At 65.9% G+C, this 20,990-nt stretch carries 18 protein-coding genes; 7 read left to right on the top strand and 11 right to left on the bottom strand.

From position 1 onward, the window contains the following. Positions 1–4 precede the first annotated feature (4 nt). The 9 genes from PJ259_RS17910 to PJ259_RS17870 all read right to left on the bottom strand — a co-directional run bounded on the left by PJ259_RS17910 (position 5) and on the right by PJ259_RS17870 (position 12,064). Positions 5–823 (bottom strand): NAD-dependent epimerase/dehydratase family protein, encoded by an 819-nt coding sequence (locus PJ259_RS17910; protein WP_059313293.1) that lies wholly within the window; start codon positions 821–823, stop codon positions 5–7. 96 nt (positions 824–919) lie between these two features. After that, complete coding sequence (locus PJ259_RS17905; RefSeq protein WP_059313292.1) at positions 920–2,116, bottom strand: hybrid sensor histidine kinase/response regulator; 1,197 nt, start codon at positions 2,114–2,116, stop codon at positions 920–922. After that, entirely contained in the window at positions 2,109–2,696 is a 588-nt protein-coding gene (locus PJ259_RS17900; protein WP_271653695.1) for a chemotaxis protein CheB, read from the bottom strand. Before PJ259_RS17900 ends, PJ259_RS17905 begins: the two co-directional genes overlap by 8 nt. Position 2,697: 1 nt before the next feature. Next, the gene (locus PJ259_RS17895; protein WP_059313290.1) at positions 2,698–3,516 is read right to left on the bottom strand and encodes a CheR family methyltransferase; all 819 of its coding nucleotides are present in this window, start codon (positions 3,514–3,516) and stop codon (positions 2,698–2,700) included. Positions 3,517–3,519: 3 nt separating this feature from the next. After that, a complete protein-coding gene (locus PJ259_RS17890; protein WP_271653694.1) occupies positions 3,520–7,056 on the bottom strand; it encodes a response regulator in 3,537 nt (1,178 codons plus the stop codon). A 258-nt stretch (positions 7,057–7,314) separates the two neighbouring features. Further along, a complete protein-coding gene (locus PJ259_RS17885; RefSeq protein WP_007159763.1) occupies positions 7,315–7,473 on the bottom strand; it encodes a YqaE/Pmp3 family membrane protein in 159 nt (52 codons plus the stop codon). Between the two features lie 359 nt (positions 7,474–7,832). After that, positions 7,833–9,602, bottom strand: coding sequence for an acyl-CoA dehydrogenase C-terminal domain-containing protein (locus tag PJ259_RS17880; RefSeq protein WP_059313288.1), 1,770 nt, complete (start codon positions 9,600–9,602; stop codon positions 7,833–7,835). Between the two features lie 187 nt (positions 9,603–9,789). Further along, complete coding sequence (locus PJ259_RS17875; RefSeq protein WP_059313287.1) at positions 9,790–11,595, bottom strand: phenylacyl-CoA dehydrogenase; 1,806 nt, start codon at positions 11,593–11,595, stop codon at positions 9,790–9,792. Between the two features lie 145 nt (positions 11,596–11,740). Next, entirely contained in the window at positions 11,741–12,064 is a 324-nt protein-coding gene (locus tag PJ259_RS17870; RefSeq protein ID WP_271653693.1) for a thioredoxin family protein, read from the bottom strand. Between the two features lie 164 nt (positions 12,065–12,228). Between PJ259_RS17870 and PJ259_RS17865 the strand changes: the two genes are divergently transcribed. After that, positions 12,229–13,563: an MFS transporter gene (locus PJ259_RS17865; protein WP_059313285.1), complete on the top strand. Its 1,335-nt coding sequence runs from the start codon at positions 12,229–12,231 to the stop codon at positions 13,561–13,563. Between the two features lie 70 nt (positions 13,564–13,633). Further along, positions 13,634–14,056, top strand: coding sequence for a DUF1810 domain-containing protein (locus PJ259_RS17860; RefSeq protein ID WP_271653692.1), 423 nt, complete (start codon positions 13,634–13,636; stop codon positions 14,054–14,056). Here the strand turns inward: PJ259_RS17860 and PJ259_RS17855 are convergent. Beyond that, a complete protein-coding gene (locus PJ259_RS17855) occupies positions 14,053–14,640 on the bottom strand; it encodes a cupin domain-containing protein (RefSeq protein ID WP_271653691.1) in 588 nt (195 codons plus the stop codon). The genes PJ259_RS17860 and PJ259_RS17855 overlap by 4 nt on opposite strands. A gap of 69 nt (positions 14,641–14,709) precedes the next feature. Beyond that, positions 14,710–15,411 carry an alpha/beta fold hydrolase gene (locus PJ259_RS17850; RefSeq protein WP_271653690.1) on the bottom strand — a complete coding sequence of 234 codons (702 nt, stop codon included), beginning with the start codon at positions 15,409–15,411 and terminating at the stop codon, positions 14,710–14,712. Positions 15,412–15,523: 112 nt separating this feature from the next. Between PJ259_RS17850 and PJ259_RS17845 the strand changes: the two genes are divergently transcribed. The 5 genes from PJ259_RS17845 (at position 15,524) to rarD (ending at position 20,921) form a co-directional block, all read left to right on the top strand. Next, a complete protein-coding gene (locus PJ259_RS17845; protein WP_133861974.1) occupies positions 15,524–15,820 on the top strand; it encodes a hypothetical protein in 297 nt (98 codons plus the stop codon). Positions 15,821–15,878: 58 nt separating this feature from the next. Further along, entirely contained in the window at positions 15,879–16,616 is a 738-nt protein-coding gene (locus PJ259_RS17840) for a ComF family protein (protein WP_271653689.1), read from the top strand. A gap of 66 nt (positions 16,617–16,682) precedes the next feature. Continuing rightward, a complete protein-coding gene (locus PJ259_RS17835; RefSeq protein ID WP_271653688.1) occupies positions 16,683–18,572 on the top strand; it encodes a PhoX family protein in 1,890 nt (629 codons plus the stop codon). 110 nt (positions 18,573–18,682) lie between these two features. Then, positions 18,683–19,657, top strand: a complete 975-nt coding sequence (locus PJ259_RS17830) for a serine/threonine protein kinase (protein WP_059313280.1) — start codon at positions 18,683–18,685, stop codon at positions 19,655–19,657. 343 nt (positions 19,658–20,000) lie between these two features. Beyond that, positions 20,001–20,921, top strand: a complete 921-nt coding sequence (gene rarD, locus PJ259_RS17825; protein WP_271653687.1) for an EamA family transporter RarD — start codon at positions 20,001–20,003, stop codon at positions 20,919–20,921. The last annotated feature ends 69 nt before the right edge of the window (positions 20,922–20,990 follow it).

Here is a 20,990-nt window from a genome sequence, read left to right as displayed (position 1 = left end):
CTCCTCAGTCGTCGAAGGGACCGGTGGCGACGAAGGCACCACCCTGGTAGACCCTCGACGGATCGTCCGCCGCCGGCATGGGCTGGGCCTCGACCTTGGCGCGGAATTGCTCGGAGCTGTCCTTGGGCTGGAAGCCCAGGTGCGCGGCCAGGCGGTTGTCCCACCAGCTGTCGCGGTTGTCGGAGGCGCCATAGACGATGGTGTGGCCGACATCGGGGGTGGTCAGGCTGCGCAGGATGAGGTCGGTCAGGTCTTCGTAGCTCAGCCAGGTAGCGAGCATGCGGCGATTCTGCGCCTCGGGGAAGGAGGAGCCGATGCGGATGCTCACCGTCTCGATGCCATAGCGGTCGAAATAGAAGGTCGCCAGGTCTTCGCCAAAGGCCTTGGACAGGCCGTAGTAGCTGTCCGGACGCTGGGGCACGCTGGCGTCGATGCGCTGATCCTGGCGATAGAAGCCGATGACATGGTTGGAGCTGGCGAAGATGATGCGCTTCACCCCGTGGCGTCGCGCAGCCTCATAGAGGTTGAAGGTGCCGCGGATGTTGGCTTCGAGGATGGGCTCGAAGGCATGCTCGGTGGAGATGCCACCGAAGTGCAGGATGGCATCGACGCCTTCCACCAGGGCATGAACGCCAGCCTTGTCCGCCAGGTCGCAGGTCACCACCTCTTCCGCCGGCCCCTGGGCGGCATCCATCGGGGCGATATCGGACAGGCGCAGGATCTCGGCGTGGGGCTTGAGCCGCTGACGCAGCTCCTTGCCCAGACCGCCGGCGGCGCCGGTCAGCAACAGACGGTGGAAATGGGATGAGCGGGCTTCGGACATGACTGGGTGCCTTCTTATGGAGTTATCTGGCAAGAGGTACGACATCCCACCTCTTTTCACGATTCTCGCGAGCGCCCAGGGTCCTGTCAATGCTACCTAAGCGGACAGGCAGGGCAGCCTTAGCCTGAATGTCGCGCCCTGTCCGGCGATGCTTTCCACGTGCAGACTGCCGCGGTGCGCCTTGACGATCTGGTCGGCAATGTAGAGCCCCAACCCTAGGCCGGCGATGTTCTCGGTACCGCTGGCGCGCTCGAACTGGCGGAAGATCAGCGCCTGGTGTTCCACCGGGATGCCGATGCCGTGGTCCTTGACGCTCAGCTCCACCTCGGCGCCGTCGCTGCGCAGGGAGATTTCCACGGGCCGACCGGCGCCGTATCTCATGGCGTTGGTCAGCAGATTGGTGATCACCTGCTCGATGCGGAATTCGTCCCAGAACCCGGGCGCCGGACCTTCGGCGTGCAGCTCCACGGGACAACCGGCGGCGGCGAATTGCGAGGCGAAACTGTCCACCACGGTGTTCACCAGGGCAGCGAGATCGCACTGCGAGGGGCGGATGGACAGTTTGCCGGTGCGGATGCGCGAGATGTCGAGCATGTCGTCGATCAGGTGCACCAGGCGCTGGATCTGGCGCTCGTCGCGCTCGGCCATGCCAGCCAGCTTGTCGGGGGTGAAGGCTTCCAGCTTGCCCTTGTCCAGGTACATGCGGCGCAGCTGGGCTTCGAGCATCAGGGTGTTGAGCGGCGTCTTGAGTTCGTGGGATACCATGGACATGAAGTCGTCCCGGGTACGCACCGCCTGCTGCAGCTCCACCTGGGTCTGGCGCAGCTCGGCCAGCAGGATCTCCTGCTCCTGACGGCTCTGCTCCAGGGCCACCAGCTGCTCGGCCAGGCGCTTGCGGTGCCAGTAGAGGTCGACGAAAACCCGGGTCTTGCTCTTGACCGCATGGACATCGAGGGGCTTGTGCAGGAAGTCCACCGCACCGCTTTCGTAGCCCTTGAAGGCATAGTTGAGATCGCGACCGGCGGCGCTGACGAAGACGATGGGGATATGCCGGGTCTTTTCCAGGCCGCGCATCATTTCCGCCAGCTCGAAGCCGTTCATGCCGGGCATCTGCACATCGAGGATCGCCAGGGCGAATTCGTGCATCAGCAGGAGCTCCAGCGCCGCTTCGGCGGAGGTGGCCTGGAAAATCTCCAGCGCCTCGCTACGCAGCAAGGCTTCCAGTGCCAGGAGATTCTCCGGCAGGTCGTCTACGAGCAGGATCTTCGCCTGCTCGACGGGTACTTCAGCCATGATCGCGTTCCAGCTCGATGAGCAATAGATGGATGCCCGGCACATCCAGCACGAAATCCGGGTGGAATCTCTTCAACGCCGCCTCGGGCATGGTCGGCACCTCGGCCGATTGTGGCGACTGGACGACGGTCACCGCGCCGTTCTGAGCCAGGGCGTGCAAACCACTGGCCCCGTCATGGTTGGCACCGGTGAGCAGGATGCCGCAAACCTGTTCACCCAGGGCATCGGCCGCGCTTTCAAACAGCACATCGATGGACGGCCGGGAAAACTGCACCGGCTCGTCGCGCGAAAGCGACAGGGTGAAGTCGTCTTCCACCAGCAGGTGATAACCCGGCGGCGCGAAATACAGAGTGCCCGGCAGTATAGCGTCCTTGTCCTCGGCTTCACGCACCTGCAGGGCGAGCCGCGCCTGGAACAGCTCGGCCAGGCGCGAATTGCGGTCGTCCGGCAGGTGCAGAACCACGGCCAGCGGCAGGCGGAAGCTGGCTGGCAGCGTCGAGAGCAGACGCAGCAGCACCTGCAGCCCGCCGGCAGAGGCTCCGATGACGATGAGGCGCAACGGCTTCACGGGTGGGAACATGCTAGAGCCTGCGGAACAGGCGTTCCTGCTTCACCACCGGCTCGAAGTGGCTGGCATAGGCGGAGAAGTCCAGCGACTCCTTGCTGCCCAGGCCGAGAAAGCCGCGGTGACTCAGGGACTCGTGGAACAGGCCGAGCGCCCGGTTCTGCAGATTCTTGTTGAAGTAGATAAGGACGTTGCGGCAGGACACCAGCTGGGTCTCGGAAAAGACGCTGTCGGTGGCCAGGCTGTGGTCGGCGAAGGTCACGTTGGCGATCAGCGACTTGTCGAACAGGGCGCCGTCGTAGGCCGCGGTGTAGTAGTCGGAGAAGGCCCGGGTGCCGCCCGCTTTCTGATAGCTGGCGGTATAGGCACGCATCCGCTCCAGGGGAAAGATGCCCTGGCGGGCCTTCTCCATGGAGCGCGGATTGATGTCGGTGGCATAGAACAGGGTACGGTCGAGCAGCCCCTCTTCCTGGAACAGGATGGCCATCGAGAAGACTTCCTCACCGGTGCTGCAACCGGCGATCCACACCTTGAGCGAGGGATAGGTGCGCAGCACCGGCACGACCTGTTGGCGCAGGGCGAGGAAGTAGCCCGGATCGCGAAACATCTCGCTCACCGGGATGGTGATGAATTGCAGCAGCTCGGCGAACAACGCCGGATCGCGCAGCACCCGCTCCTGCAGCGCCGAGATGCTCGGGCAGTCGAAGCGTGTCAGCGCCTGCAGCACCCGGCGCTTGAGCGAGGCCTTGGAATAATTGCGGAAATCGTGGCTGTATCTCAGGAAGACGCCTTCCAGCAGCAACCTCAGCTCGATGTCCTGCAGCCGTTCGCTCATGACTTACAGGCGCTCCAGCGAGGGCATCCAGACGCGGATCAGCGAGAACAGCCGATCCAGGTCGATGGGCTTGGCCAGGTAGTCGCTGGCACCCGCGGCGAGGCAGCGCTCCTGGTCGTCCTTCATCGCCTTGGCGGTGATGGCGATGATCGGCAGCTTCTTCATGTGCGGTCGCTTGCGGATCTCGCGCATGGCTTCGTACCCGTCCATCATCGGCATCATGATGTCCATCAGCACCAGGTCGATGGTGTCGCTGTTGTCGAGCTTTTCCAGGGCTTCCAGGCCGTTGCGGGCGATCTCCACCTTGGCACCCTTCTGCTCCAGGGCGCTGGTGAGGGCGAAGATGTTACGTACGTCGTCGTCCACCAGCAGCAGGGTGCGGCCGTCGAAGGCCTTCTCGCGGCTGCGGGCGCTTTCCAGCATGCGCTGGCGATCGAGCGGCATGTCGGCCTCGATCTTGTGCAGGAACAGGGTCACCTCGTCGAGCAGCCGCTCCGGCGAGCGGGCACCCTTGATGATGATGGAGCGCGAATACTTGAGCAGCGTGGCTTCTTCGTCACGCGACAGGCTGCGACCGGTGTAGACGATGACCGGCGGGAAGGAGCAGATGTCTTCGCTGGCCATGCGTTCGAGCAGCTCGCCGCCTTCCATGTCGGGCAGCTTGAGGTCGATGACCATGCAGTCGTAGACCTCGTCGCGCAGCAGTTCCAGGGCCTGACTGCCCATCTCCACCGCGGTGATCTCCACGTCCACGTCGCCGATCAGCTTGGCGATGCTGTCGCGCTGCAGGGCGTCGTCCTCCACCAGCAGCACGCGCTTGATGCCAGCGGCGAACTTGGACTCCAGGCGGGTGAAGGCTTCGCGGAGCTCGTCACGGGTGGTGGGCTTGATGGCATAGCCGACCGCGCCCATGTGCATGGCGGTCTCGACGCGGTCCGAGGCCGAGACCACGTGCACCGGGATGTGGCGGGTCAGCGGATTTTCCTTGAGCCGCTCCAGCACCGTGAGGCCGGAATGATCCGGCAGCCCCATGTCCAGCAGGATGGCGTCGGGGCGGTATTCCAGGGCGATGGCGAAGCCTTCCTCGGCACGATGGGCGACCAGGCAGCTGTACTTCAGCTCATGGGCGAGATCGAAGAGGATCTGGGCGAAGGGCACTTCGTCCTCGATCACCAGTACCCGGCGATCCGGATAGGGCCAGTTGTCTCGGTCGTCGGCGAAGGCCGCACCCACGGGTGCCGCCGCCTCGGTGACCGGCGCCGGTGCGGATGGACGCGGGGTAGCGGCCAGGGTCGCCAGGGGCATGGGCGCGGACACCGGAGTGGTAGCCACGGCAGGCGCGCTCACCGGCGTCACTGGCAGAGTGGGCGCAGCGGCTTCCTGGTATTCCAGCGGCAGACGCAGGGTGAAGGTACTACCCTCGCCCGGCTGGCTGGTGACGCTCAGGGTACCGCCCAGCAACAGCGCCAGATCGCGGGAGATCGACAGCCCGAGCCCGGTACCGCCATAGCGACGGGTGATGGCGCCGTCTGCCTGGCGGAAGGCTTCGAAGATCAGCTCCTGCTGCTCGGCGGCGATACCGATGCCGGTATCCCTGACGGCGAAGCTGGGCTGGCCATCCTCCAGGGACAGGCGCAGGGTGACCTGGCCGTGTTCGGTGAACTTGAAGGCGTTGGACAGGAGGTTCTTGAGGATCTGCTCGACCCGTTGCCGATCACTGAAGAAGGACGTTGGCATCTGCGCGTCCAGCTCAACTTCAAAGCCCACGCCCTTGTTCTGGGCCACCGGCTCGAAGGCGGTCTTCAGGGCTTCCACCAGGCGGCGCACGGACATCTGCTCCGGGCGGATCTCCAGCATGCCGGCCTCGACCTTGGAGATGTCGAGAATGTCGTTGATCAGGGTGAGCAGATCGTTGCCCGCCGAATAGATGGACTCGGCGTAGCGCACCTGCTCGCCGCTCAGGTTGCCGGCCGGGTTGTCCGCCAGCAACTTGGACAGGATCAGCGAGCTGTTCAGCGGTGTGCGCAGCTCGTGGGACATGTTCGCCAGGAATTCGGACTTGTACTGACTGGCCCGCTCCAGCTCGCGCGCACGGTCCTCCAGCAATTGCTGGGCCTCGTTCAGGCGATTGTTGCGGTCATCCAGCACATCGCGCTGTTGCAGCAGTTCCTGGGCCTGCTCGGACAGCTGCTCGTTGGTCTGCTCCAGCTCGGCCTGCTGCTGCTCCAGATGAACCTGGGATTCCTTGAGCGCCTGGGACTGTTCCTCCAGCTCTTCGTTGGCCGTGCGCAGTTCTTCCTGCTGCACCTGCAGTTCTTCGTTGAGCTGCTGGGTTTCCGCCAGCACCTGCTGCAGGCGTTGGCGATAACGGGCCGCCTCCACGGAGGAGCCGATGGAGTCGGCGATCAGCGTCAGCAACTCCTTGTCCTGTGGCTGCAGGGCGCGCAGGAAGCCCAGTTCGAGCACGCCATTCACCCGACCGTCGTTCTCGATGGGCACGATGAGCGCGGCGCTGGCCTGGCGCTCGCCCAGGGCCGAATTGACCTTGAGGTAGTCGGCGGGCAGCTGGTCCAGCGCCACCGCGCGCCCTTCCAGTACGGCCTGGCCCGCCAGGCCTTCGCCCGGTGCCAGCCGCTGGCGACGGCGACGCCCCTCGTCATCCAGGGCATAGTCGGCCACCCGCTCCAGGCTGCCGTCATCGAGGCGGACATAAAGAGCGCCAGCGGCGGCGCCCAGATAGCGCGCCAGGAATTGCAGGATGCTCTGCCCCAAGGGCGCCAGCGCCGCCTGGCCAATGACGGCCTCCGACAGCTGATTCTGGCCCGAGCGGAACCAGCTCTGCCGCTCCAGATTCTCGGTGTGCTCGGCCTGCTGGTCGAGCAGGCCGGTATAGGTGGCGGAGAGCCGCATGAGTTCGCGGCGACCAAAGAAAGCCATGATGCCCGACAGCAGCAGGCTGACGATCAGGAAGGCGGCGACGAACACCACCGTCATGCGGCTGGCCGTCTCGGTGCGCTCGGCGCGCATCTGCTCTTCGTAGGCGATGAAATCGGTGTAGTCGCGGCGGATGCTGTCGATGCGGTTCTTGCCCTGGCCGTCGCTCAGCGGTGTCTGGAAGTCGCCACCCAGCCGCCGCGCTTCGATCACCTGGCTCGCATACTGGCGCCACTCCCGGTGCACCGCCGCGATCCGTTCCAGCCGGCGAATCTGCACGGCGCTGTCGCTGACCTGATTCTTGAGCTCATCGAGCTGTGGCTCGACCTCGGGCAAGGCCCGCTCATAGGGCTGCAGGAAACTGGTGTTGCCGCTCAGCAGGTAGCCACGCATCCCGGTTTCCAGATCGACCACCAGCCGGAAGTTGGCGTTGGCCTCGCTGATGACGCGGTCGGTGTGCTCGACCCACTGGGTGACCCGCAGCAGGTAATAGATGATGGCGATGAAAAAGATCGCGCTGAAGACGCCGATGCTCAGAGGCAGCGAGAGATTGCGTTTGAGGATCTTGCTGAAGTGCTTCTGATCGAGGGGCGACTCGCGATTCATGGGGTCTGAAAGCCTTGTACGGGACGAAACGATCGGCGACGGCAAAGCCTCTGCCTACGGGGTAAGCCGTCACCAGGAAGTCACGGCCGGGCACCGCTCGGGGACCTGACGCGCCTTGGCCGGCCCCTCGCGAAACCGCCTGGGGAGTGCACGCTCGCCAGGACAGAGACGCCCGCTCGCTAAGGCTGTCGCCCTGGCTGGCGCCGACTCCCAACCTCGCCGATCCACTCCGGACGCAGCCTGCGTCCGTGTTTCACATCAGCGACGGGCGATTACCCAGACGGCATGGATGATACCCGGAATATAGCCCAGCAGCGTCAGCAGGATGTTCAGCCAGAAGGCGCCGCCAAAGCCGACCTGCAGGAAGACGCCCACGGGAGGCAGGATGATGGCGAAGATCAGGCGGATAAGGTCCATTTCAGGCTCCAGTAGTGAGCAGGCAAGAAGATGCCTCTCAGACTGGCAGGGCCCGAATCAGGTTCCGGCAGGCAATAAAAAACCCCGCCGAAGCGGGGTTTCGTAGACTTAACCCGACATCCTTGTCGGGCCGCCAATCCTTGGCCATCTATCCTTGAGAGTCTCTGCCCGACATCCGTGCCGGGGGGCCATCCTGGCCATATTTCCTTGAAATCACCTGGAGCGCTGGGTACATCCTGTACCGCGATCCGATGGGTGTAGATTACGCAGCTCCCCTGGACTAGGCGATGGCTTATCGCGGCGACGTCATGTAAGCCAAAGCTTACACGGCATGGCTTTTTAGCTTGCCAGTCAACAGCTTAGAAAGCCTCCTCAGCCAGAGCGTAGAGCGGCTGCGCGCCACTGCGCACGGCGGCCTCCAGGCTCAGGGTACGGGGCAGCAGACGGGTGAAATAAAACCGTGCGGTGGCGAGCTTGGCCTCGGCGAAGGCCGCGTCCTGATCCGCCGCCGCGGCAGCGGCACGCGCCCAGAGATAGCCATAGGCGACATAGCCGAACAGGTGCAGGTAGTCCACCGAGGCCGCGCCGAGCTGGTGGGGATCGCTGGCACCGGCCTGCAGCAGCCATTCGGTCACCCCGTCCAACCGCTCCAGCGCCTGGCGCAGGGGCGCGGCGAATTCGTTGTCCGCCGGGAGACCGGCGAGATAGCCGTGGACCTCTTCGCTGAAGGGTCGATAGAGCGCCCCGCGGCTACCGGCCAGCTTGCGGCCGACCAGGTCGAGCGCCTGGATACCGTTGGTGCCCTCGTAGATCTGGGTGATGCGCACGTCGCGCACCAGTTGCTCCTGTCCCCACTCGCGGATGTAGCCATGGCCACCGAACACCTGCTGGCCGATCACGCACAGGTCCAGGCCAAGATCCGTGAGGAAGCCCTTGGCCACCGGGGTCAGCAGCGCCACCAGGGCTTCGGCGCGTTCGCGCTCGGCGGGCTCGGGGCTGTACTTGGCGGTGTCGAGTTGCAGGGCGACATAGCTGGAGAACAACCGCCCGCCCTCGTTCAGCGCCTTCATGGTCAGCAGCATGCGGCGCACGTCAGGGTGCACGATGATCGGATCGGCGTTCTTGGCGGCCTGTTGAACACCGGCAGGCGAGCGGCTCTGCAGGCGCTCGCGGGCATAGGCCAGGGCATTCTGGTAGGAGCGCTCGCTCGACCCCAGGCCCTGGATGCCAACGCCCAGGCGCTCGTAGTTCATCATGGTGAACATGGCGGCCAGGCCCTTGTTGACCTCGCCCACCAGATAGCCGACCGCGCCGTCGAAGTTCATCACGCAGGTGGCGGCGCCCTTGATGCCCATCTTGTGTTCCAGCGAGCCGCAAGCCACGGCATTGCGCTCGCCCAGGGTGCCCGCCTCGTCCACCAGGATCTTGGGCACCAGGAACAGCGAGATGCCCCGAGAGCCGGCCGGTGCATCGGGCAGCTTGGCCAGCACCAGGTGGATGATGTTTTCGGTGAGGTCGTGCTCGCCGGCGGTGATGAAGATCTTGGTGCCGGTGACGCGGTAGCTGCCATCGGCCTGGGGTTCGGCGCGGGTGCGGATCAGACCCAGGTCGGTACCGGCGTGGGGCTCGGTCAGGCACATGGAGCCGGCCCACTGGCCGCTGTAGAGATTGGGCAGATAGGCCTGCTTGAGTGCCTCGCTGCCGTGGGCATGCAGGGCCAGGCAGGCACCGGCGCTGAGCATCGGATAGAGACCAAAGGCCAGGCAGCTGGCGTGCATCATTTCCTCGACCTGGGCGGTGAGCACCTTGGGCATGCCCATGCCGCCGTATTCGGGATCGCCACCGACGCCGACCCAGCCGCCTTCGGCGAAGGCCTGATAGGCCTGGCGGAAGCCCTGCGGCGTGGCGACCTCGCCGTTCTGCCAGTGGCAGCCTTCTTCATCGGAATTGCGATTGAGCGGCGCCAGTTCCTGGGCGCACAGCTTGCCGGCTTCTTCGAGGATGGCATCGGCGGTCTCGCCGTCCACCACCTCGGCCAGGGCGGGCCACTGACTCCAGCGGTCCTTGACCTTGAGGACGGCATCCAGCACGAAACGGATATCGCGAAGCGGCGGGGTGTAGTCAGCCATGTCGAGTCTCCTCGGAAGGTGTTCTTGTCGGTATGACCCGAGTGTAAGACCGAACCGGAAGGGAGACATAGGTTCATGATCTGACCTGGCGGTCAGCCGATCGGAGGTCCGCGCCGGCTGGCTTTTTCGCATGCGTGAAAAAGCGAAAACCCCGCCGAAGCGGGGTTTTCAGAGGAGCTTCGTGCGCTTAGTAACCGAGCGCGAAGTCTTCCTCGGCCAGGGCCATCAGGCTGCCGGCACCGGCCAGCAGCGCCTCGGCATGGGCCCGGGTACGGGGCAGCAGGCGCTCGTAGTAGAAGCGCGCGGTGGCCAGCTTGGCCTGGTAGAAGGCGGCCTCGTCGGTACCGGCGGCCAGCTTCTCGGCGGCAACCCGGGCCATGTCGGCCCAGAAGTAGGCCAGGCAGACATAGCCGGAGTACATCAGGTAGTCGACGGCGGCGGCACCCACCTCCTCGCGATCCTTCATGGCGGCCATGCCGACCTTGAGGGTGATCTCGCCCCACTCCTTGTTCAGCTTGGCCAGCGGCTCGACGAAGGCCTTGAGCTCGGCATTCTCGGCCTGGGCCTGGCAGAACTTGTGCACAACCTTGGTGAAGGCCTTGAGCGACTCACCCTGGGTCATCAGCACCTTGCGACCCAGCAGGTCGATGGCCTGGATGCCGGTGGTGCCCTCGTAGAGCATGGCGATGCGCGCATCGCGCAGGTTCTGCTCCATGCCCCACTCGGCGATATAGCCGTGGCCGCCATAGATCTGCACGCCATGGCTGGCGGCCTCGAAGCCCACCTCGGTCATGAAGGCCTTGGCGATGGGGGTAAGGAAGGCCATCTGGGTCTCGGCCTGCTGCTTCTGCTCTTCGTCCTGGCTGTACTTGAGGATGTCCACCAGCTTGGCGGTGTAGTAGATCATCGCCCGGCTGCCTTCGGCGAAGGCCTTGATGGTCAGCAGCATGCGGCGCACGTCGGGGTGCACGATGATCGGATCGGCGGGCTTCTCGGGCGCCTTGGGACCGGTCAGAGATCTCATCTGCAGACGCTCGCGGGCGTACTTCAGACCGCCCTGGAACGCCACCTCGGCATGGGCCAGACCCTGCAGGGCAGTGCCGACGCGAGCGAAGTTCATGAAGGTGAACATGCAGTTCAGACCGCGATTCGGCGGGCCGATCAGGAAGCCGGTGGCGCCATCGAAGTTCATCACGCAGGTGGCGTTGCCGTGGATGCCCATCTTGTGTTCGAGGGAACCGCAATGCACAGCGTTGCGTTCACCAGCCGCGCCGCTGGCGTCGGGCAGGTGCTTGGGCACGATGAACAGCGAGATGCCCTTGGTGCCGGCAGGGGCATCGGGCAGGCGGGCCAGCACGATATGAACGATGTTCTCGGCCATGTCGTGTTCACCGGCGGAGATGAAGATCTTGGTGCCGGTGATGGCGTAGCTGCCGTCCGCACGCGGCTCGGCCTTGGTGCGCAGCATGCCCAGGTCGGAACCGCAGTGCGGCTCGGTCAGGCACATGGTGCCGGTCCACTCGCCGGTCACCAGCTTTTCCAGGTAGGTGTGCTTCTGCTCGTCGGTGCCGTGCTGTTCCAGGGTGTTCATGGCGCCATGGGACAGGCCGGGGTACATGCCCCAGGACCAGTTGGCCTGGCCGACCATTTCCGACAGGGAGATGCCGAGGGACTCGGGCAGGCCCTGGCCACCGTGGGCCGGGTTGTGCGCCAGGCTCGGCCAGCCGCCCTCGACGAACTGGGCATAGGCTTCCTTGAAGCCATCGGGGGTCTTCACACCTTCTTCGCTCCAGGTGCAGCCCTGCTGGTCACCGATGCGATTGAGCGGGGCCAGGACCTGCTCGCAGAACTTGGCACCTTCTTCGAGGATGGCGGAGACCATGTCCGGGGTGGCATCACCGCAGCCGGGCAGGCTCTGGTAGTGCGCGTCATAGCCCAGCAGTTCGTCGCGAACGAAGCGGATGTCCCGCAGGGGAGCCTTGTATTCGGGCATGACTGTTACCTCTTTGCGAATGCTTGTTGTCGAGGGGGCGGCAGCGTCGCTGCGGACTTTCCGCCAGGGCGTTTAAACAGTTGTTTGAAACTTATGTTCTAGCCCTGACCTTGTCAAGCGCGGCGAGGACGAGCGGAACGACCGGTCAGTCCGCCAGGGCCAGGGCTTCGCTCAGCTCTGCCGCCCCGGTCGGGCGCACCACCCGCGCCAGTTCCTGGCCATCCTTGAAGACGATCAAGGTCGGCCAGAGCTTGACGCGGAAGGAGCGCCCCAGGCGCCGCCCGGAGCCATCCTCGATCTTGAGATGGCGCACGGTGGGATGCTCTGCCAAGGCCGTCGCAAGCAGCGGCTGGGCGGCGCGACAGTGCCCGCACCAGGGCGCGCCGAACTCCAGCAGGGTCACCCCCGGTAGCGCGTCGACATCGGCCCGGGCGGGCTCCTGGGCGGCATAGGTGGTGGTAAAGGTCATCGCGAGGCTCCTGAAGTCGGTTCCAACGGTGGACAAGTCGCTGGCGGGACTGCTCGGTCACGGAAAAAGGATTAGGGTCGAAGCTGCGGTACGCCCCGATCTCCCGACAATAAAACAAGGCGCTCCATTTCTGCCTCCGTCTCCGCCCTTTCTTGAGGCCCGCCATGAGCCAGACAGCGACTTCCGTTTCACCCGCCACCCTGCGCAAGGTCATCTCCGCCGCGTCCATCGGCAACTTCGTCGAATGGTTCGACTTCGCCCTCTACGGCTTTCTCGCCACCCTGATCGCCGCGCACTTCTTTCCCAGTGGCGATGCCACTGCCGGGCTGCTCAAGACCTTTGCCGTGTTCGCCGTGGCCTTCGCCTTCCGACCGCTGGGCGGCATCGTCTTTGGCCTGCTGGGTGACCGCATCGGCCGTAAACGGGTCCTGGCCCTGACCATCCTGATCATGGCCGGCGCCACCGCCCTGATCGGCATCCTGCCCAGCTACGCCACCATCGGCATCTGGGCACCCATCCTGCTGACGCTGATCCGCTGCGCCCAGGGCTTTTCCGCCGGCGGTGAGTACGCCGGTGCCTGCGCCTACGTGATGGAGCATTCGCCGCGCGATCGCCGCGGTCGCTACGGCAGCTTCGTGCCGGTCTCGACCTTTCTCGCCTTCGCCAGCGCGGCCCTGACCGCCTGGGGCCTGGAACGACTGCTGGGCGCCGCCACCATGGCCGACTGGGGCTGGCGCATTCCCTTCCTGGCCGCCGCCCCCCTGGGTCTGATCGGCCTCTACCTGCGTCTGAAGCTGGACGAGACCCCGGCCTTCCAGGCCCTGGAAGCCGACCATGAGGTCAGCCATTCGCCGCTGGGCGAGACGCTGCGGCTGCAGGGTCGCTCCATCCTGCGCCTGGGCGCCTTCATCTCGCTGACGGCGCTGTCCTTCTATATGTTCACCACCTACTTCTCCACCTACCTGCAGCTGGCCGGCGGCTTCGACCGGGCCGCGGCGCTGGCCATCAGCCTGATCACCCTGTTCGCCGCCGCGGCCGCCTGCCCGGTACTGGGGCGCGTCACCGACCGCATCGGTCGGCGCATGACCACGGTGCTGGCCAGCCTGGTACTGGCCGCAGGCGTCTATCCGGCCCTGCTGCTGGCCAGCAGCGGCCAGTTCGGCAGCGCCCTGCTGGGTTCCCTGTTGCTGGGCGCCGGGGCAGTCCTGTGCAACGTGGTGACGGCACCGCTGCTCAGCGAGGTCTTCCCGACTCGCACGCGCTACACCGCCGGCGCCATCACCTACAACCTGGCCTATACCATCTTCGGCGGCACTGCACCGCTGATGGCGACCTGGCTGATCGGCGCCACCGGCAGCAATCTCTCGCCCGCGCTCTACCTGATCCTGGTCGCCCTGCTGGGTCTGGTCGGTGGCCTGAGCCTGCCGGAGACCTCTCGGATCGACCTGGACGACGTCAGCGAGGGCGGCGAGGTCAGCTATCGCGCGGTGCGCGGCTAAACCGCTCGTCTCGTGAGCGGCACTTCCTCCGGGCCGGCCTGCCGATAGGCAAAAGGCCCGGAGTTTTCCCATGCCCGTCGATCACGATCTGCAACGCTTCGTCGATGCCCAGGCGACCACCTATGCCACCGCCCTCACGGAGATCCGCGCCGGGCGCAAGCGCAGCCACTGGATGTGGTTCATCTTTCCGCAGATCCAGGGGCTGGGGCGCAGCGAGACCGCCCAGCACTACGCCATCGCCTCCCGTGACGAGGCCAGTTCCTACCTAGCGCATCCCGTACTGGGACCGCGCCTGCGGGAGATCACCAAGGCGGCGCTGGAGCATCCGGGGCTGTCCGCGACCGCGCTGTTCGGACAGCCGGACGATCTCAAGTTCCACTCCAGCCTCACCCTCTTCGCCGCCGTGGCCGAAGACCCCGAGCCCTTTCGCGAGGCGCTCAAGACCTTTTTCGCCGGCCAGCCGGACGAGGCCACCCTGACGCGACTCTGCTAGCGCCAGAGCCCCGGCAGCGCGCCTGCGCGCCCCGTGACCGGATCGGTTGTCGGCACCGGTACCTGGGCGATGAGTTCGAGCGAACGCCCATGGGCCTCCGGATCGGCGCGCTGGGTGATGAAGTCCTGCTGATCGGGCGGGTAGGCGCCCACCACCAGGAAGTCCTCACTGGATTCCAGGTTGCGGTGCCCGGTGCCCGCCGGCAGTACCACCACGTCACCCGCGGCCACCGCCACATCCTGCCCCTGCTCGCCGCCCAGGCGCAGGGTAGCCTGACCACGCGCCACGCCCAGGACTTCATGGGCGTTGGGATGATAGTGATGGTAGCTATAGACGCCGTAGCGCCATTTCGGCGGCCAGGCGCTGTCGGCGAACAGTCGCTCCAGCGCCGCCGCGCGGTCGGTCCCTTCCAGCGGCACCTGGCGATAGAGCAGCACGGGCAGGCGGCTATTGGGAATGACGCCGTCGTCGGCGAAATGCAGCTGCTCGGGCTGACCGGCCCCCACTGGCGCGGCCAGGGCCACGGTGGTGGGGGCGAGACCCAGCACCAGGGAGAGGATGGACAGTGATAGGCGATGCGACATGCGGGACTCCAGGGGGCTTTGCCAATGGAGGCCCGCCTGCCGCCGGGGTTCAGCGTCCGCGACGAGGGGTCAGGCCAGCCACTCCCGCAACAGCGCCGTGGTCCGTTCCGGCAGCTCTAGTGGCGGCAGGTGGCCGCAGTCGTCCAGCACCACCAGACGCGAGCCCTGGATGCCGGCCTGCATGAGTTCGGCTTCGGCAGGCGGGGTGAGCTGATCCTGGGCGCCGACCACGATGAGGGTGGGCACCTGGATCTGCGCCAGGGTGGGCCGCGAATCGGGACGGTCGATGATCGACTGTTGCTGGCGCAGGAAGGCCTCCTTGCCCACCGCCTTGCCCATGGCCAGCACGGTATCGGCCACCGGCGTGCCCAGGCGCGAGGCATGGATCAGGCGTGGCAGCAGTTGCGGACTGATGCCGAGAAAGCGACCGCGTTCGGCCAGGTCGAGCATGGCGCGACGCTGGGTGGCACGCTCGGGGGTATCCGCGCTGGCCATGGTGTCGAACAGCGCCAGGCGCGCCACTCGCTCCGGCGCCTGGCGCAGGATCTCGAAGGCCACATAGCCGCCCATGGACAGGGCGCCCAGGGCGAAACGCGGCGGCGCCTCGGCCAGGACCCGGTGGGCCAGCGCGGCGATACCGGCGTCGCGGGTGAGGTCGGGGATGAACACCGGGCCGGTGTCGGCCAGGTCGGCAGCCTGGGCGGCCCAGAGACGCTGGTCACAAAGCAGGCCGGGAAGCAGGATCAGGGGTAGCGCGTCGGTAGCTGTCATCACTAAGAACTTGAGAGACACTGCGGAAAACGCGCAGTGTAGCGCGGATCAATAGCGAACCCGGCGGGCTTCGCGGGTTCCAAGGGACATTGCCAAGGATCTGGAAACATCCATGCGTACTGAAGGCTTCTTCGACTGGCTCGGCGCGGCGCTCGGCCAAGTCATCCGTTTCATCATCGACCTGTTCGGCTCGGTCCTGGGCGGCATCGCCGATGCCGTGCACGACTTCCTCCATGGCATGGCGCGCTCCATCGGCATGGACGACTCCTATATCAGCTTCGTGGTCCTGGCCATCGGCCTGTTGCTGCTCTACGCCGCGGTGCGAGCCTTCATGGCCCGCTCGATAGTGGGCGGCGTCATCTGGCTGATCCTGGGCCTGATGGTGATGGGCTGGCTGATTCGCGGCTGACTGGTCGCCAGGCCCGCTGCCTGGCACAGTAGGGCTCTCTATCGGCACGGATGCCGCCATGACCCTTCCTTTCTCCCACACCCTGAAGCGCCAGTGGCAACGCCTGCAGCCTGGCACCAGTTGCGCCCTCTGCGCCCGCTGGCTACCTGCCGGACTGCCGCTGTGCGAAGGCTGCGACAGCGAATTGCCCTGGCTCGGCCCTCATTGCCGGTGCTGCGCCCTGCCACTGCCGGTGGACGGCCTGCTGTGCGGCGGCTGCCTGGCCAGGCCACCGGCCTTCGACCAGGTGCTGACCCCCTGGCGCTATGCCTTTCCGGTCGACACCCTGATCAACAGATTCAAGCATCGTGACCAGGGCAGCCTCGGTCGCCTGGCCGGGGCGCTGCTGGCGCGGCATCTGCAGCATCTGTTCGACGAGGGCCAGCCACGCCCGGAGCTGTTGCTGCCAGTACCCCTTTCTCCCCTGCGCCTGCGCCAGCGCGGCTTCAACCAGGCCGCCCTGCTGGCCGGCTGGCTCGGCAAGACCCTGCACCTGCCGGTCGAGGTCGAGCTGCTGCAGCGGGTTCAGGAACACCACAGCCAGCAAGGGCTGAGCGCCAGCGAGCGACGGCGCAATCTCAAGCAGGCCTTCGCCCTGGTGAAAGACGCTGCACTGGAGGGTCGCCATCTGGCACTGGTAGACGACGTCCTGACCACCGGCGCCACTGCCGATAGCCTGGCGCGCCTGCTCAAGCGCGCTGGCGCCAGGCGGGTCGACGTCTATTGCCTGGCGCGGACGCCACCACCTGGCGACTAGCCATTGTCACCAAAACGTCATTTAGTCTGACTAGCCTCGCCTGCACACCGTGAGGGAGCCATGAGCATGCACAACGACCAGACCGATCTCGAACGCCTCGTCCACTTCAGCCGCCGCCGCTTCATCGGCGCGGGTGCCCTGGCCAGCGCGGCCCTGTTCCTGGGCGGTGGCCTGCTCGGTCGCAGCGCCCTGGCCGACGCCGTCAGCGAGGCCACGGGCAATCCCCTGATCGGCTTCGCCAACATCCCGGCCTCCACCGCCGACACCCTGGTGGTGCCGCCCGGCTATCGCGCCAGCGTGCTCATCAGCTGGGGCCAGCCGCTGCACACCGATGGCCCGGCCTTCCGCCCCGATGGCAGCCCCAGCGCCGCCGACCAGGCCGTGCAATTCGGCGACAACAACGATGGTATGGCCTTCTTTCCCTTCCCGGACGATCCGGACCGGGCGCTGATGGCGATCAACAACGAATACACCAACTACCGCTACCTGCTCAGCCACGGCACCCCGCCCAAGTCCCTGGAAGACACCCGCAAGGCCCAGGCCGCCGAGGGCGTCTCGGTGATCGAGGTGAAGCGCGTGGATGGCCAATGGCACTTCGTCCAGGGCTCGCCCTACAACCGCCGGGTGCATGGCAATACGCCCATCGCCGTCAGCGGTCCGGCTGTTGGCCACGACCTGCTCAAGACCGCCGCCGACCCGGCCGGACGCGAAGTACTGGGTACCTTCCAGAACTGCTCCAGCGGCGCCACGCCCTGGCACACCTACCTGACCTGCGAAGAGAACTTCACCGACGTCTTTGGCAGCCGCGACGCCAACCTGAAATTCGATGCGGCGCAGAAGCGCTACAGCGTCAAGCACGCCAGCGTGGAGAACGACTGGCACCTGCACGACGATCGCTTCGACCTCGCGCAGAATCCCAACGAACTCAACCGCCACGGCTGGATCACCGAGATCGATCCCTTCGATCCCCAGCGCAAGCCGGTCAAGCGCACCGCCCTGGGTCGTTTCAAACACGAGAACGCCGCCCTCACCCGCACCCGCGACGGCCGTGTGGTGGTCTATATGGGCGACGACGAACGCGGCGAGTTCATCTACAAGTTCGTCAGCCGCGACCGCCTGCAGGACGATCCCAAGGCCAATCGCGACCTGCTCGATCACGGCACTCTTTACGTCGCCCGCTTCGACGAAGGCGACCGCGACCCCAACCGACCCAAGGGTCGCGGCCAGTGGCTGCCGCTGGTGCACGGCGAGAACGGCCTGACCGCCGCCAATGGCTTCGCCAGCCAGGCCGAGGTGCTCATCCATGCCCGCCAGGCCGGCAGCCAGGTCGGCGCAACGCGCATGGACCGCCCCGAATGGATCGCCGTCAGCCCCAAGGACGGCCAGGTCTATTGCACCCTGACCAACAACACCAAGCGCGGCGAGGACGGCATGCCGGTAGGCGGCCCCAATCCCCGCGCCAACAACCGCTATGGGCAGATCGTGCGCTGGCGCGAGAGCGGTGACGATGCCGCCGCCCTGGCCTTCGACTGGGACCTGTTCGTCATCGCCGGCAACCCCAAGGTGCATCCGGGCACGCCCGAAGCCGGCTCCCCGCAGATCAACGCCGAGAACATGTTCAACAGTCCTGACGGCCTGGGCTTCGACGCCGCCGGCCGGCTCTGGGTACTCACCGACGGCAAGTACAGCAACAAGGGCGACTACGAGGGCATGGGCAACAACCAGATGCTCTGCGCCGATCCGCGCAGTGGCGAGATGCGCCGCTTCCTGGTCGGCCCGGTCGGGTGCGAGGTCACGGGTCTGGCCTTCTCACCGGACTACAAGACCATGTTCGTCGGCATCCAGCACCCGGGCGAGGAAGGCGGCTCCCAGTTCCCGGAGCAACGACCGGATGGTCAGCCCCGCTCCTCGGTGATGGTCATCACCCGGGAAGACGGCGGGGTGATAGGCGCCTGACCGGCGAGCGGATAGCGCTCGAGCCTTCGCCAAGGGGCTCGGGCATGCGCTAGCATCTCTCGGATGCAGGGTGGCAATCGCCATCGTCCCCCGTGACCGAGGAGCGCGCCATGTCTCATCCGTTCGAAAATCTGAGTCCCGACCTCGTCATCGACGCCATCGAAAGCCTGGGCTATCTCAGCGATGCCCGGGTACTGGCCCTCAACAGCTACGAGAATCGCGTCTATCAGATCGGCATCGAAGCCGAGACCCCGCTGATCGCCAAATTCTACCGTCCGGATCGCTGGACGGATGCCGCCATTCTCGAAGAACACGCCTTTTCCGCCGAACTGGAAGAGCGCGAGGTGCCCGTGGTCGCGCCCTTGCAGCGCGACGGCCAGACGCTGTTCACCCATGCCGGCTTTCGCTTCGCGCTCTTTCCCCGCCGTGGCGGTCGCGCGCCGGAGCCGGGCGATCTCAACCAGTTGCATCGTCTGGGCCAGCTGCTCGGCCGCCTGCATGCGGTGGGTGCCAGCCGGCCCTTCCAGCACCGCGAGACGCTGGACGTCCAGGGCTACGGCCATGCCTCCCTGGACACCCTGCTCACCGGCGACTTCATTCCCAAGAGCCTGCTGCCCGCCTATGAATCCGTGGCGCGCGACCTGCTCCTGCGCCTCGACGAACTCTTCGAGAGCGTTAGCTACGACGTCATCCGTCTGCACGGCGACTGCCACCCGGGCAACCTGCTCTGTCGCGATGAGGCCTACCATATCGTCGACCTCGACGACTGCCGCCATGGCCCGGCCATGCAGGATCTCTGGATGCTCCTGGCCGGCGATCGCCAGGAGCGGCTGACGCAGCTGTCCGAACTCATGGACGGCTACGAGGAATTCCACGACTTCCAGCCGCGCGAACTGGCCCTGATCGAGGGGCTGCGCACCCTGCGCCTGATGCACTACAGCGCCTGGCTGGCGCGCCGCTGGGACGACCCGGCGTTTCCCAAGAGCTTTCCCTGGTTCGGCAGCGAACGCTACTGGGGCGACCAGATCCTCACCCTGCGCGAGCAACGCGCCGCCCTGGACGAGGCGCCGCTGCGGCTGTTCTAGCCTGGGCGCTCGAATACCTCCTCCCCCTAGGAAAGAGCCGGGGTGAGGGTACGCCTCGTGAAGATTTCTCCAGTGGAAAAGACTGCGCCGTTTTCCACGCTACAACACTGATCGCGGCCATGGGCCGCTCCTACAGCAACCTGATCCGTAGGAGCGGCCCATGGCCGCGATCGCACAATGCCTGTGGCCTGCGAAGCGGTCGCATCGGCGCACTGCCACAATCGCGGTTACGGGATGCCAGCCCGCTCAGGAATAACGACAGGGAGCGCCACTCACGCCCACATCCTGTCGCCCCTTGAGCTATCCTGCCCGGACAAGAAAGTTGCCTGCCTAAGGATTTCTCATGTCTGCCTTGCGCCAGGGTTATGCCCTGGGCCTCACCGCCTATGTGCTGTGGGGCTTGTTTCCGTTGTTCTTCAAACTGCTGGCGGCCCTCCCGGCGACCGAGATCCTGTTCCAGCGCATCCTTTGGTCCGCCCTGTTCAGCGCGCTGCTACTGGTGGTCTGGCGCCATCGCGGCTGGTGGGCGGAGTTGCGCGCCCATCCCCGGCGGCTGTTCTGGCTGGCCGTGTCCGGCGCGCTGGTGGCCTGCAACTGGCTGGTCTACATCTGGGCGGTCAATAACGCCCATGTGGTCGAGGCCAGCCTGGGCTACTACATCAACCCGCTGGTCAACATCCTGCTCGCCCTGGTGATCCTTGGTGAGCGGCTGCGCCCGCTGCAGTGGATCGCCGTGGGCTTGGCGGCGCTGGGTGTGGCCCAGCAGCTATGGACCCTTGGGCAGCTACCCTGGGTGTCGCTGGCCTTGGCCCTGAGCTTCGCCTTCTATGGCCTGGTGCGGCGACAGACGCCCGTGGCTGCGCTGCCGGGCATGGTGGTGGAAAGCTGGATGCTGGTGCCGATCGCCCTGATCGCGCTGCCGTTGCTGACCCCGGGCGTAAGCCTGCAGGCGGAGGTCTGGCAGTCCTCCCTGGGCCTGCTGATCGTGCTGGCTGGTCCCGTCACCCTGATACCGCTGCTGTGCTTCAACGCCGCGGCCCGCAAGCTGCCCTATTCGACCCTGGGCTTTCTGCAGTACCTCGCCCCGACCCTGGTGTTGATTCAGGCGGTCTGGCTCTTTGGCGAGCCTTTTCCCCGCGAGCGACTGTTCGCCTTTATCTGCATCTGGGCTGGCCTTGCGGTGTTCAGCTTCGATCTCTGGCGTGCCAGCCGCAAGCTCAGAGCCAGTGCAAAGGCGCGTGAGCGGGAGACCGGCAAGGCCTAGCCCCCTCGAAAAGACCTGGGGCCAGACAGCAGAACGCCCCTCGCAAGGGGCGTCCGGTACCGCAGCGAG

It is taken from the genome of Pseudomonas sp. JBR1 (assembly GCF_028198185.1).
GTDB classification, from domain to species: Bacteria; Pseudomonadota; Gammaproteobacteria; order Pseudomonadales; family Pseudomonadaceae; genus Chryseomonas; species Chryseomonas oryzihabitans_E.
This window is presented reverse-complemented; position numbering and strand designations above follow the sequence as displayed.